The organism is Xanthomonas sp. CFBP 8151 (assembly GCF_011761885.1).
Classification (GTDB): domain Bacteria; phylum Pseudomonadota; class Gammaproteobacteria; order Xanthomonadales; family Xanthomonadaceae; genus Xanthomonas; species Xanthomonas arboricola_B.
Window position 1 is genome coordinate 642,768 of sequence record NZ_JAASQZ010000002.1, and the last position, 13,470, is coordinate 656,237.

Here is a 13,470-nt window from a genome sequence, read left to right on the forward strand (position 1 = left end):
CGGGGTGCGGAGCGGAAGTTCGGGTAACGCGCGCCCCGAAGGCCGCATCTGCATCAGAACCAGCGCGTCATCGAATCAAAAGAAGCTGGTCAGACCGCAACACATCAGACAGCCGCGCGAGGCAGAAGACTCGCAACCATGCACAACGACCATCCCGACGGGTCCTTGCCCGCCCACCGTCGCGGGACCTTACGCGGCATGGATGCCGCGTAAGAGCCTACAGGGACGTACTTGCGGCGTGTCCTGCGATGGTGGGCGGGCAAGGGCCCTGCAGCCATGCTTCAGATCATCGCTCTGCAATCGATGCGTCCATACCCGTGCATCACCTCTCCAGACAACCAAGATGATGGGTCTCAACATCGTGGGTAGTGTGCATTTATCGATGCGATTGACGCGGTTTTACGGGTAGGCCGTACCCTCATCCGCCCTGCGGGCACCTTCTCCCGGGGGAGAAGGAAGTGTTGCTGCATGCACGGCGTCAGCGCGCCGCGTCGCGTCCGGTGGTGGCGGTGTGGTTGCCGCAGCGGGCGCGTTTGACGGCGTACATCGCTTCGTCTGCCGCATGCATCAGACTGGCAGCGTCGGCGTGTTGGCCGTGTTGCCAGGCGACGCCGATGCTGCACTGGATCGGGAGATGTTGTTCACCGAACACGGCGCCCACTGTGGCAGCGGCGCGGATCCGGTCTGCCACTGCGGCGCATTCGGTCTGCGGATCCTGCAGGTTGTCCAGCAACACCACGAACTCGTCGCCCGCCAGGCGTGCCACCAGATAACGATCGCCTGCCGCCCGCTGCAGGCAGCGGCCGAAGGCGACCAGCACCGCATCGCCGGCCCGGTGGCCGTGTAGGTCGTTGATGCGTTTGAAGCCGTCCAGATCCAGAAACATCACCGCGACCGCGCACTGCTGCTGTTGCGCCTGGGTCACCGCGACCTGCAGCGCCTCGGACCAGGCGTGGCGATTCGGCAGGCCGGTCAAGGCATCGCGGGTCGCGCGCTCGTGCATCAGCCGATGCAGGGTCTTGTGCGCGGTGACATCCTGCGCCATCAGGAAGAATCCCTGCGCCTGCGTCGCTGCACCCTGCGTTTCCGGCACCAGGGTGATTTCCGCATCGCGCGGCGTCGCCCCGCCACGCAGCACATGTTCGAAGTTGGCCCGTTGCCCGGCGCTCACCTGCGCCAGCGCAGCGCGCGCGTCCGCACCGAGGTCCTCGCCCAGCACCTGGGTGATCGCGCAGCCGACCAGACTGGCCGGCTCCACGCCGAGCCAGTCGCGGTGCGCCTGGTTGGCGAACAGGCAGCGCTGCGCAGCGTCGTAATGCCCCACCAGGGTGGGTGTGGCATCGCTGATCGCACGCAGCCGCGCTTCACTTTCGGCCAGGCGTTCAGCGGCGACATGGCGTTCGGTGACGTCCTGGATCTGCGAGACGAAATGCACCGGCGCGCCACTGCTGTCGCGCACCAGCGACACCGACAATTGCGCCCAGATCACCGCGCCCTGCTGGCTGATGTAGCGTTTGGCCAGGCTGTAATTGTCGCGTTTGCCGTCGATCAACTCCTGCACCAGGCGCAGGTCCATATCCAGGTCGTCCGGATGGGTGATGGTCTGGAAGGTGGTGCGCAACAACTGCTCGCGCGGATATCCCAGAATGCTGCACAGCGATGGGTTGACGTCGCGCCAGTCGCCATCCAGCGAGACGATCGCCATGCCCTGCGGGGCGGTTTCGAACGCGCCCCGGAAGTGTTCCGCCGCCAGCTGCGCGGCGGCCTGCGCCTGCAGCTCGGCGGTGACGTCGATGGCCATTGCCAGGTAGCCGGACAGTCCCTGCTGCGCGTCGTGGATGATGTTGAAGCACAGGCGCACGCGCCGCAGTCCACCGTCTTTGCGCACCAGGGTCCAGATTTCTTCTTCGAGCACATCGCCTGCGGCTGCGGCGGCCAGCTTGGTATACGACGGCGGCGACAAGGCCAGCGTGGCCATGTGCCGCTCCAGCTCGGCCGGCAGATGGAACCGTGCCGGGCAGCTCCCCAACACCTCCTCCGCCGCGTAGCCCAGCAGGCGCTCGGCGCCGGGATTGAACAATTCCACGCGCCCGTTCGGATCGAAGGCGATGATCGCCACATCCTGCGAGGCATCCACCAACGACTGCAGGCGTGCGCGTTCGCCCGCCAGCGCAGCCGAGGCATCGCGCAGTTCGGTGATGTCGTGCATCACGCACACCGCACCCAGGGCAGCGCCCTGGTCGCTGACCACCGGGTCCGCGTTGCACAGCACGCTGCGTGCTGGCTGGCCGGTGGCGCGGATCACCATCTCGGCATTGCGCACATGCTCGCCGGCCCAGGCGCGCACCAGCGGAATGGCCTCGGTGGGCAGCAGCGCGCTGCCGTCGGCGTTGTAGAGATCGAAGTGCTGCGCCCATTGCGTCGGCGGCAACAGGCGCGGATCGGTACCGTGCCATTGCCGTGCGGCGTGGTTGAATTCACGCAGCAACCCATCGCTGTCGCAGGACACCACGCCGTCGGGCATGGCTTCCAGCAAACGGCTCAGGGTCTGCCGCTGCGCTTGCGCGGCCAGCCGGTCGCGGCGCGCCTCCAGTTGACTGACGGCCTGACGCGCCAGACGGATCAGCCCTTGTTTCTGGTTCTCGTCGAGCACGCGCGATCGGGTACTGAGTGTGCACAAGGTGCCGTAGGCATAGCCTTCGCTGCCGACCAGCGGCACACCCACATACGAGCGAATGCCCGGCGCGGCAGTGACCAGCGGGTTGAGCGCGAAGCGTGGGTCGGCCTCGGCGTCTGGCACTTCCAGCAGCTCGGTCCCCATCACCGCATAGGAGCAGAACGACACGCTGCGCGGGGTGCCTTCCAGATCGGTGCCGCAGCGCGCCTTGAACCACTGGCGGTCGGCGTCCAGCAGCGACACGATCGCCATCGGGGCGCCGGTGATGTGTGCGGCCAGCCACGCGATATCGTCGAATTCGGCCTCCGGCTCGGTATCCAGCACCCCCAACCGACGCACCGCTTCCACGCGCAAGGCGTCGTCGGCGGGAATGGGCACGGGCGGCAACAGGACGGTCATGGCGTGATCGGTGGGCAACGTCTGGGCAAGGTAGGTCGCCCCAGGTAACGGCGAGGCGATGATCAACTTGAGCGCTTGCGGCCGGGCCTGCTTGCTGACTGGCTGACTGGCCGGCGGTTGTGCCCGGCCGGCACCGCAGTCAGCACCCCGTCGCACCGCCCTGCCGGCAGCCGCGCATGGCGCCCCCCTGCCGGACAGCATTTGCGAGGCCGCCAGGTAGCCACTACCCTCGGCCGATTGTCCTGCTCTGGAGTGTCACATGCTGCGTCCGCTGTCCCTGTTGATCGCCGGTATGCTCGGCGTCGCCGCCGGTGCCGTTGTTCCCGCCGTCGCAGCCGCCCCGGCCAGCCTGTCCAAGCCCGCGGCCAGCAGTGCCATTCCCGAGATCGGCTACACCCGCTTCACCCTGCCCAATGGCCTGACCGTGGTCGTGCACGAGGATCACAAGGCGCCGGTGGTGGCGGTGAGCATCTGGTACCACATCGGTTCCGGCGACGAGCCGGCCGGCAAGACCGGCTTTGCGCATCTGTTCGAGCATCTGATGTTCTCCGGCTCGGAGAACAATAAGGGCAGCTTCTTCGCGCCGCTGGAAAAGGTCGGCACCACCGACATGAACGGCACCACCTGGTTCGATCGCACCAACTATTTCGAGACCGTGCCGACCACTGCGCTGGACACCGCGTTGTGGCTGGAATCGGACCGCATGGGCCACCTGCTCGGCGCGATCGGCCAGGAAGAACTCGATACCCAGCGCGGCGTGGTGCAGAACGAGAAGCGCCAGGGCGAAAACCGTCCCTATGGCCGCGTGGACCAGAACATCCTGTCCAACCTGTTCCCGGCCAACCACCCGTACCAGCACGACACCATCGGCTCGATGGAAGATCTGGACGCGGCCTCGCTGGCCGACGTCAAACAGTGGTTCAACGACAACTACGGCGCCGCCAACACCACCCTGGTGCTGGCCGGCGACATCACCGTGGCGCAGGCGCGCGCCAAGGCGCTGCAGTATTTCGGCGACATCCCGTCCGGCAAGCCGGTGGCGCGCCAGCAGCCGTGGGTGACCCCGCTGGCCGCGCAGAAGCGTGGCGTGCAGCACGACCACGTCTCGCAGCCGCGCATCTACCGCACCTGGGCTGCGCCGCAACTGGGCAGCGATGCGGCGATCCAGCTGGATCTGGCCACCACCGTGCTCGGCGGCGGCAAGACCTCGCGGCTGTATCAGCGCCTGGTCTACCAGGACAATCTGGTCGATGACGTGTCGGCGGCGATCCAGCCGTTCGCGCTGTCCAGCCAGGTGCAGATCCAGGCCGACGTGAAGGACGGCGTGGACCCGGCCAAGGTCGAGGCGATCATCGACGAGGAGCTCAAGAAGTTCATCGCCCAGGGCCCGACCGCCGACGAACTGCAACGCGCGCAGGTGGCCTACCGCGCCGGCTTCGTGCGCGGGCTGGAAAAGGTCGGCGGCTTCGGCGGCAAGGCGGTGATCCTGGCCGAGGGTCAGGTCTACCGTGGCGACCCGGGCGCCTACAAGCAGGATCTGCAGCGCGGCCAGGCCGCCACCGTGGACAGCGTCAAGCAGACCGCCGCCACCTGGTTCGGCAAGGGCGACTATCTGCTTACGGTGCTGCCGGCCGGCAAGGATTTCGACCCCGCCGCCGAAGACAAGGCAGTGGTCGCGCGTGGCGACGAACCCGGCAAGCCGGCACCCAGGCTGCCGGCCGCCGGCAAGTACACCGTCACCGCCTCCACGCTGGACCGCAGCAAGGGCGTGCCGCAGACCAGCCAGTTCCCCGACCTGAGCTTCCCGCAGCTGCAGCGCGGCAAGTTGAAGAACGGCATCGAGGTGATCCTGGCCGAGCGCCACACCATCCCGGTCACCCAGGTGGAGCTGCTGTTCGATGCCGGTTATGCGGCCGACCAGGGCAACAAGCTCGGTACCGCCAGCTTCAGCGCCGCGCTGATGAACGAGAGCACCGCCGCGCTGGATTCGGTGGAAGTGGCGCAGCGTCGCCAGCGCCTGGGCGCCATCACTGCGGTCGGCTGCGATCTGGACAGCTGCAGCGCCTCGCTGGATGCGCTCAACGACCAGCTGCAGCCGTCGCTGCAGCTGTTCTCCGACATCGTGCGCAACCCGGCCTTCAAGGCGGCCGACATCGAGCGCATCCGCGGCCAGTGGTTGGCCGGCATCGCGCAGGAAAAGACCCAGCCCAACAGCCTGGCACTGCGCGCGTTGCCGCCGTTGCTGTTCGGCCAGAGCCACCACTACGGCATCCCGCTCACCGGCAGCGGCACCGAGGCGGCGATCAAGAGCCTCAACGCCCAGGACCTGCAGGCCTTCCACCGCCAGTGGCTGCGTCCGGACAACCTGCGCATCCTGGTCGCCGGCGACACCACGCTGGCGCAGATCATCCCGCAGCTCGATGCCGCCTTCGGCGACTGGAAGGCTCCTGCCATGTCCTTGCCGAAGAAGAACCTGGTCCAGGTCGCCGCGCAGCCCAAGCCGCGCGTGTACCTGATCAACCGCCCGGATGCGCCGCAGTCGGTGATTTTGGCCGGCCTGCTCGCACCGTCCACCAAGGCGCCGGACAACCTGGCGATCGGCGTGGCCAACGGCGCCTTCGGCGGCACCTTCACCTCGCGCCTGAACATGAACCTGCGCGAGAACAAGCGCTGGGCCTACGGTGCCGGCACCCGCATGCTGGATGCGCAGGGCCAGCGGCCGTACATGTTCTCCGCGCCGGTACAGACCGACAAGACCGCCGAGTCGGCCAACGAGATCCTCAAGGAAGCCACCGCGATCATCGGCGACAAGCCGCTGACCACCGACGAGATCGAGAAGATCAAGAACCAGCGCATCCGCGCCCTGCCCGGCAGCTTCGAAACCACTGGCGCGGTGCTGGGTGCGATCGAAGGCATCGTGCAGTTCGACCGCCCCGACGATTACGTGCAGACGCTCAAGCCGCGCCTGGAAGCGATCGACCAGCCGGCCGCGCAGAAGGCCATCAAGCAAATCATCGCGCCCAACGCGATGACCTGGGTGATCGTGGGCGACCTGAAGAAGATCGAAGCCCCGGTGCGTGCACTCAAGCTGGGCGAGGTGCAGGTGCTGGACGTGGACGGCAAGCCGGTCAAGCGCTGAGGCTGGTCAGCCGCACACCGACGGCGCGGCCCTCGAGCCGCGCCGTTGCCAGATGCGCGGTACGCAATCGCGCATGTGCGTGTGAGTAGTTGGTTCCTGCGCGCACTGCGCAGGCATCGCACGCGGGTCGGCAAGCGCGCGCCAGCGCTCCAGCCCGCCGGTTGCAGGCTTGCTCGCCTGCGCAGTGTGATGCGGACTGGATCTGGAGCCGTCGTTCAGGCCATGCCGGGGCGCGTGGCCGATATCCACGCTGCGTTATCGGCAGTGTCGATATCGTGGCATCCCCCTCGCTCGCGCTTGTCCGACTTACTCGATGAAGCAAATGCCCCCGGCTGACGAAGCCTCCCGCCAACAGGTCCTGGACGGCTACCGCATTGTCGACAGCCTGCCCGAGGACACCTACCAGGACGTCGTGCAGGTGGCGGCCTGTCTGTGCAACACGCCGATCGCCTTGATGTCGCTGGTCGATCGCGACCGCCAATGGTTCAAGGCCCACCTGGGCCTGGGCATGCAGCAGACCGACCGCAGCCAGGCGGTGTGCGATCACGCCATCCGCAGCCCCGAGCAATTGATGGAAGTGCACGATCTGACCCAGGACAGCCGCTTTGCCGATGCCTCGGTCGTCACCGGCGAGACCGGCGCGCGCTTCTATGCCGGCATGCCGCTGGTCACCTCCGATGGCGTGGCATTGGGCACCGTCTGCGTACTCGACACCGAGCCGCGCACGCTCACCGACATTCAACGCACCGGGCTGCAGGCATTGGCGCGCGTCACCATGCGCCTGCTGGACGAGCGCAAACGCCAGTTGCAGCTCGAGCGCGAGGCGATCCTGCAGCCGGTGGCACCGGCGGCCGTCCCGGTGGTCGCCGACATCGGTTATTGCCTGGTGATCCTGGAAGTGCAGGAGCTGGCCGCGCTGGCCGAAAAACAGAGCGAGCGGCTCCTGGGCCGCGCCTTGCAACAGCTCGACCAGGCCCTGGCCGCGCAGGCGCAAGCCAACGGCGACAGCGTGGACCGCGTGACCGACAGCGCCGAATTCATCGCCGTGCTGCGCGGCCCCGATGCCGAACAGAAGCTGCAGCACCTGCGCGACATCGCCCAGCAGCAGCATGCGCACGGGCTGACGGTGCTGATCGGCCAGGCGCAGGCGACCCGTGGCGACGAGCCGATCGGGCAGGTGTTCCTGCGCGCGGAAGTCGCGCTGAGTGTCGAGAAAGACCGCTATCGGCAGAGTCTGGCGCAGGACGGACTCAGCGCCTGATGTAGCGCGGGGCGACCGTCCGGCTGCCGGCTGATCCGCCGTTTCATGGACGTGCCCTCACAACTCCTGCTGCGCGCCTCCAACCGCGCTTGCGTCGCGGGCGCTCCAAGGCACACGCGCCCTCGCCGCGAAAGCCGTGCCTTCTCGCCCCGGCGGGAGGGGGGTTCTGTTCGCGATATCTGACGAAGACTGCCTTACTTCTTCGATTCCTGTCGGGACGCTTCCCTTCTCCCACCGGGAGAAGGTGGCGCGCAGCGCCGGATGAGGGTGCGGTTGCCACGCGCTCGTGCGGCGCGCTTGGCATGCAAGCTTCCATCGCTCCTGGCTGTCTCCGACCACAACACCTCCCTCACTCGTCCACTTCCACGTCGCGCGGCGACCAGGTGATTGAGCGGTGTGGGTGAGTCGGGTGCAGAGCTGCGGATCTGCGGTTTGGCTGCAGGGCCCTTGCCCGCCCACCCTCGCAGGACACGCCGCAAGTACGTCCGTGTAGGCTCTTACGCGGCATCCATGCCGCGTAAGGTTCCCGCGACGGTGGGCGGGCAAGGACCAGCCGAGATGGTCGGCGTGCATGGTTTTAAACGAGGCAACCAATCAACTCTCTGGCGCGGTGCCCTCGACGATTGCGGGACCCTTGTCGTGGATGCCGTCAGGGAGACGCCATGGACGGATTCACGGCGTGTGCCGCAAGCGGTGAGGGTACCGCGCACTCGCCGTCACGCGTCAACGGTGCGAGTGTGGCCGATACGTTGCCGCCATCGATAAAGCGTCAGAGAGGTTTTGCTCGCCACTGCTGGCCAGCTGCCCCCAAACGCATTCACCGCCCCACTCACCCGATCGCACACTGTTTCAACTGGCGGTCGGCGTACCACAGAGCGCGGCGGGCCAGATCGTAGGCGCTGTCGGCCTGGCGCGGCAGCATCTGTGCGGCCATCACCGGGTCGGCGCCGTTGTTCAAGGCGTGCTCGGCACGTTCCAGATCGCCCAGGTGCGTGCGTACCGGCGACAACAGGGATTTGCGTTTGGACGCATCGCACCGCGCGCTGCGTTGCTCCAGCGCTGCCAGCGCCTCGCGGATACGACGGCTGGCTTCGCCCTTGAGATCGGGCGGCGTCTCGTGCGCGATCGGCGCAGCCTTGTAGGCGTCGCCGGTCGCCTCGCTGCCCATCTCGGCCTGATTGCCCGCCAGCGCGGGGTTGAAGCGCACATCCGGCGGTGGTCGCGCCTTGGCCACCTGCGTCTGCGGCCCGTTGAGCATGTCGTTGAACTTCTTCATGCCGCGATTCATTTCCTGCATCGCCACATCGCCCAGCGTGCCATCGCTCTTCCAGTCCTTGGCAAAGCGCGTGTCCTGGTACTGCACCGGGTTGACCCGCTCCATCACATTGCGCGCCTTGGCCTGCGCGCGTTCGTCGGCCATGCCCGGCGGCACTGCAGCGTCTGCCTGCGCCATCGGGTCGACCTGCGCATCGCGCGGCATGCGCACGCGGCCTTCGCGGGTGTAGAGCTGGGCCGCCATCGATTCGCCAGCCGGCGCGTTGGCGGCCGCCACCTGCCGCTGCGGCGGTGGGGTGCGTGTCGGCGGTGGCGCACTGCGCGCGGCAGAGGCCGCGGCCGGCGCAGCGCGCTGTGTGGAATCGCGTTGCTGCGGCGGTGTTACCGGCGCCGGCAGGGTCAACTGCGGGCGCGGCACGAAATACACCTGCAAGCTGTCGTCGTGTCGCACGGTGTTGCGCGGCGGTGGCATATACAGCAACAGGCAGGCAAGAAAGAACAGGATGGCGCCCGTGCATGCGACAGCGGCGACATGCGGGACAAGCGTTTCCTTCCTGCGGGTAATCACAATGCGGGAGACCGATAGATGAGAGATGCGCACGCCGCACCGTGAACCCGATGCAGGACGCGCAAATCTAGCGGGCGTGGCGTCTGCGCGCGTTTGAAATTCGTTGTCTGGGCCGCAGGCGCCAGCCGCCATTCACATTAGCGAACACGGCGACCGACGTCCGGCGCTTGCCGACAGACGCTGCGGTTGCCCCGTCGGCATGGCTCCTGTGTGCCGTGGCGGCGGGCGTCCGGCCAACATCCGGTCGATGACGGCCTGCGCAGGTGCGGGCCGCACGTAGCTCAGCCATCCTCCGGGCGGTACAGCCGCTGGCAGACCTCGCAGAAGAACGCCCGCCGCCCAGCCTTGCCCAGATGCTTTCGATACTGCAGCGGCGCGCCATCGCGCGGGCAGCTGGTCTTGGTATGCACCTGATAATGCTTCTTCAGCACGAAGGCTTTTTTCCAGGTGTAGAAGTCGAAACTGTAATCGCGCGCCTGGGTGACCAGCTCGCCGAGCTTGCGCGCCGGCAATGCGCCTATTGTGCTTTCCGGATGCACACGGATGCGATGCAGCACTTCGTTCTTGATGATGTTGCCGACGCCGGCAAAGATGGTCTGGTCCAGCAACGCATCGGCGGCAAGCATGCCGGGTGCGGCGCGCAACTTGCGCCGTGCCTGCGCGCCATCCCAGTGCGGGTTCATGACATCCGCCGTCCAGTCGTAGACCTCGTCCAGCGGGCGCTCGATGAACTGCACCGAGCAGGCATAGAAATTCAGGCGCTGGCCCTTGGAAAACTCCAGACACAAACGCGGCACCGCATTGGGCTTGTCTTCGTCGATGCGATAACTGCCGAACAACAGAAAATGGATGCGCACGCTGAACTGCGCGCACTCGATCAGGAAGTGCTTGCCCCAGCTGCGTAACGCCAGCACCTTCTGCTGCTCCAGCCGCGCGATGTCCTGCTTGCTGTTGCCGGACACGCGCAGGATCTTGCGGCCGACAAACGCCTCGGTCTGTTCGCGCAGGATGACAAGGGAAGGACCTTCTGGCATGCGCCCAGTATCGAAGTCGTCGGTGAGTCGGCCGTGAGCGCAGTGCACACACGACGCTGACACGCGCGCATGCATAGAGTGCTGCCCACCCGTCTTGCGTACACCTCATGCAGGCTCGTTCATCCATCGCCCTGCCGCGCGTGCGCTGTGGCTGCGCAGGCTGGTCGATTCCGGCCGCCGACCGCGCCGCATTCGGCGATGGTGCCAGCGTCTTGCAGCGCTATGCCACCCGTTTTGATGCAGTGGAAATCAACTCCTCGTTTCATCGCCCGCACCGTGCCAGTACCTACGCACGCTGGGCCGACAGCGTGCCGGAGGATTTCCGCTTTGCGGTCAAGCTGCCGCGCAGCATCAGCCACGATGCACGCCTGCACGGTGCCGGTGCGTTGCTGGATGCCTTCCTGGCCCAGGCTGGTGCACTGGGCATGCGGCTGGGCTGCCTGCTGCTGCAACTGCCGCCCAGCGCCGTGTTCGATGCGCCGGTGGCGGCCAGGTTTTTCGCCATGCTGCGGCGGCGCTGGGACGGCGGCGTGGTCTGCGAGCCGCGCCATGCCAGCTGGTTTCTCCCGCAGGCACAGGCGCTGCTGGCGCGCCACCGCATCGCACGCTGCGCCGCCGACCCGGCGCCGGTGCCGGACGCCGCCACACCGGGTGTGGCCGCCGGCCCGCAGTACTGGCGCTGGCATGGCGCACCGCGCATTTACTACAGCAGCTACGACGACAGTGCACTGCAGACACTGGCCGACGCGGTCCGCGGCGCAGCGCACGACGCGGCGCAGCTGCAGGCAGAACGCTGGGTGATCTTCGACAACACCGCCGCCGGGCTGGCAGTGCCCAACGCGCTGCAGCTGCTGCGTTTGCTGCAGGCCGATCGTCCGCGCCAAGGCTGACGCGCGAAGACGGCACGCCACCTGGCTTTATTCGGCGTGCCGCCGGGCGCGTCCACGCCGCGCTGCAATCGGTCAGGCGGGCAGGGCCGCCCTGCCCCGGCCCTGCCCCATGTTCGCCAGCTGCCATGCACTGGCAGTGCCGCCCGCCCGTCGCTCGCCACGCTGCGCCCGCCGCGCGCTGTGGCGCGCATCTTGCAGCGACGTCGGCAATCCGACGCGGTCCGCACGCGGCTCAAGCTGCCTCGATCCGGGCCGATAGGCCTGAATCGGCAACGCGATCCGCGCAACCGCCTGCAGCACCGCGCCGGATCACCTTGCTGAATCCTGTCGTCTCCGTGCGACGTCTGTCGGCCCGCCGACACCGTCGTCCGGCCCGCCCGCCACCTCGGTCGTTTACCATGCCGCACGTCACTGCCCGTTCCGGAGATGCCATGAGTTCTGCCGCGCCCCCGTGCTGCACGTCGCTGCTTGGCCTGTCGCTGAGCATGTTCGTGGCGCCCTGCACGCTGACCGCCGCGCCCATGGACACTCCGGTCGTCAACGCACCGGCGGCCACACCGCCCACGCCCGACCTGGCCTACCCGGAACTGTTCCAGGCGGTGCAGAGCGGCGAGCTGTTCGACGACCAGAAGCATTTCGTCGACTTCCTGCCGCTGCGCGACCCGGCGCTGATCAACGCCGACTATCTGGCGCAGCACGATCACCCCGGCTTTGACCTGCGCAAGTTCGTGGATGCCAATTTCGAGGAGTCGCCGCCGGTGCAGACCGACGCGATCCGCCAGGACACCGCGCTGCGCGAACACATCGACGAACTGTGGCCCAAGCTGGTGCGCAGCCAGAACCACGTGCCGCCGTACAGCAGCCTGCTGGCGCTGCCGCATCCGTACGTGGTGCCGGGCGGGCGTTTCCGCGAGGTGTATTACTGGGATTCCTACTTCACCATGCTGGGCCTGGTGAAGAGCGGCGAGACCGCGCTAAGCCGCCAGATGCTGGACAACTTCGCCTACCTGATCGACACCTATGGGCATATCCCCAACGGCAATCGCAGCTACTACCTGAGCCGCTCGCAGCCGCCGTTCTTCTCCTACATGGTGGAACTGCAGGCCGGCGTGGAAGGCGAAGCGGTCTACCAGCGCTACCTGCCCCAGCTGCAGAAGGAATACGCCTACTGGATGCAGGGCAGCGAGGATCTGCAGCCCGGCCAGGCCGCGCGCCATGTGGTGCGCCTGGCCGACGGCAGCCTGCTCAACCGCTACTGGGACGAGCGCGACACCCCGCGCCCGGAAGCCTGGCTGCACGACACCCGCACCGCCGCCGAGGCCGGCGACCGCCCGGCCGCCGAGGTCTACCGCGACCTGCGCGCCGGTGCCGAGAGCGGCTGGGACTACACCAGCCGCTGGCTGGCCGATGGGCAGAACCTGCGCACCATCCGCACCACCGCCATCGTGCCGATCGATCTGAACAGCCTGCTGTATCACCTGGAGCGCACCCTGGCCCAGGCCTGTACGCAGCCCGGCGCCGAGTGCACGCGGGACTACGCGGCGCTGGCACTGCAACGCAAGCAGGCCATCGATGCGCACCTGTGGAACGCGGCCGGTTACTACGCCGACTACGACTGGCAGACCCGCAAGCTCAGCGACCAGGTCACCGCTGCGGCGCTGTATCCACTGTTCACCGGCCTGGCAACCGACGCGCATGCCAAACGCACCGCCAGCACCGTGCGCGCGCGCCTGCTGCGCGCCGGTGGCCTGGCTACCACCGCAGTGAAGACCGGCCAGCAGTGGGACGAGCCCAATGGCTGGGCACCGCTGCAATGGGTGGCGGTGGACGGCCTGCGCCGTTACGGCGAAGACGCGCTGGCGCGCACCATCGGCGAGCGCTTCCTCAGCCAGGTGCAGGCGCTGTTCGCGCGCGAGCACAAGCTGGTCGAAAAGTACGGCCTGGACGCCGATGCAGCTGGCGGCGGCGGCGGCGAATACGCCCTGCAGGACGGCTTCGGCTGGACCAACGGCGTCACCTTGATGCTGTTGAACCTGTATCCGGACACCGCGACCAGGCCGGCGCCGGCCAAACGCGTGCGCAAGCCCGAAGCGGCCACGCGCTGAGTGTGCGCCAGCGCTGCCGGGCACTGCTCGGCAGCGCTGGCGGCCTTGCGGTTCTGGCAGTCGGCAACGTCGGCGGATCGCTGCGCCACACATCGCCTGATCGCTGCGCCATTGCATAGCGC

Annotated in this window: 7 protein-coding genes; 4 read left to right on the plus strand and 3 right to left on the minus strand. The window is 67.5% G+C overall.

Annotated features, from left to right (window positions below):
* Window positions 1-478 precede the first annotated feature (478 nt).
* Complete coding sequence (locus FHT08_RS10695) at window positions 479-3,142, minus strand: PAS domain S-box protein (protein ID WP_166775064.1); 2,664 nt, start codon at window positions 3,140-3,142, stop codon at window positions 479-481.
* Window positions 3,143-3,335: 193 nt separating this feature from the next.
* Between FHT08_RS10695 and FHT08_RS10700 the strand changes: the two genes are divergently transcribed.
* Together FHT08_RS10700 and FHT08_RS10705 are read left to right on the plus strand one after the other, a co-directional pair.
* Entirely contained in the window at window positions 3,336-6,215 is a 2,880-nt protein-coding gene (locus FHT08_RS10700) for a pitrilysin family protein (protein ID WP_166775065.1), read from the plus strand.
* Window positions 6,216-6,528: 313 nt separating this feature from the next.
* On the plus strand, window positions 6,529-7,476 hold the full coding sequence (locus FHT08_RS10705; protein ID WP_166775066.1) for a GAF domain-containing protein: 948 nt from the start codon (window positions 6,529-6,531) through the stop codon (window positions 7,474-7,476).
* A gap of 829 nt (window positions 7,477-8,305) precedes the next feature.
* Here FHT08_RS10705 and FHT08_RS10710 read toward each other — a convergent pair.
* Both FHT08_RS10710 and FHT08_RS10715 read right to left on the minus strand, forming a co-directional pair.
* Window positions 8,306-9,319: a hypothetical protein gene (locus FHT08_RS10710; protein ID WP_166775067.1), complete on the minus strand. Its 1,014-nt coding sequence runs from the start codon at window positions 9,317-9,319 to the stop codon at window positions 8,306-8,308.
* A 281-nt stretch (window positions 9,320-9,600) separates the two neighbouring features.
* Entirely contained in the window at window positions 9,601-10,353 is a 753-nt protein-coding gene (locus FHT08_RS10715; RefSeq protein WP_104606549.1) for a DNA-formamidopyrimidine glycosylase family protein, read from the minus strand.
* 107 nt (window positions 10,354-10,460) lie between these two features.
* Here FHT08_RS10715 and FHT08_RS10720 point away from each other — a divergent pair, with 107 nt between their 5' ends.
* Window positions 10,461-11,243, plus strand: a complete 783-nt coding sequence (locus FHT08_RS10720; RefSeq protein ID WP_166775068.1) for a DUF72 domain-containing protein — start codon at window positions 10,461-10,463, stop codon at window positions 11,241-11,243.
* Window positions 11,244-11,674: 431 nt separating this feature from the next.
* Window positions 11,675-13,348 (plus strand): alpha,alpha-trehalase TreA, encoded by a 1,674-nt coding sequence (gene treA / locus FHT08_RS10725; RefSeq protein ID WP_166775069.1) that lies wholly within the window; start codon window positions 11,675-11,677, stop codon window positions 13,346-13,348.
* Window positions 13,349-13,470 lie beyond the last annotated feature (122 nt).

Excerpts from the sequence above, each read along its gene's own strand:
- FHT08_RS10700 (WP_166775065.1), top strand. The coding sequence starts at position 3,336 with ATGCTGCGTCCGCTGTCCCTGTTGATCGCCGGTATGCTCGGCGTCGCC.
- FHT08_RS10705 (WP_166775066.1), top strand. The coding sequence starts at position 6,529 with ATGAAGCAAATGCCCCCGGCTGACGAAGCCTCCCGCCAACAGGTCCTG.
- FHT08_RS10715 (WP_104606549.1), bottom strand. The coding sequence starts at position 10,353 with ATGCCAGAAGGTCCTTCCCTTGTCATCCTGCGCGAACAGACCGAGGCG.
- FHT08_RS10720 (WP_166775068.1), top strand. The coding sequence starts at position 10,461 with ATGCAGGCTCGTTCATCCATCGCCCTGCCGCGCGTGCGCTGTGGCTGC.
- treA (WP_166775069.1), top strand. The coding sequence starts at position 11,675 with ATGAGTTCTGCCGCGCCCCCGTGCTGCACGTCGCTGCTTGGCCTGTCG.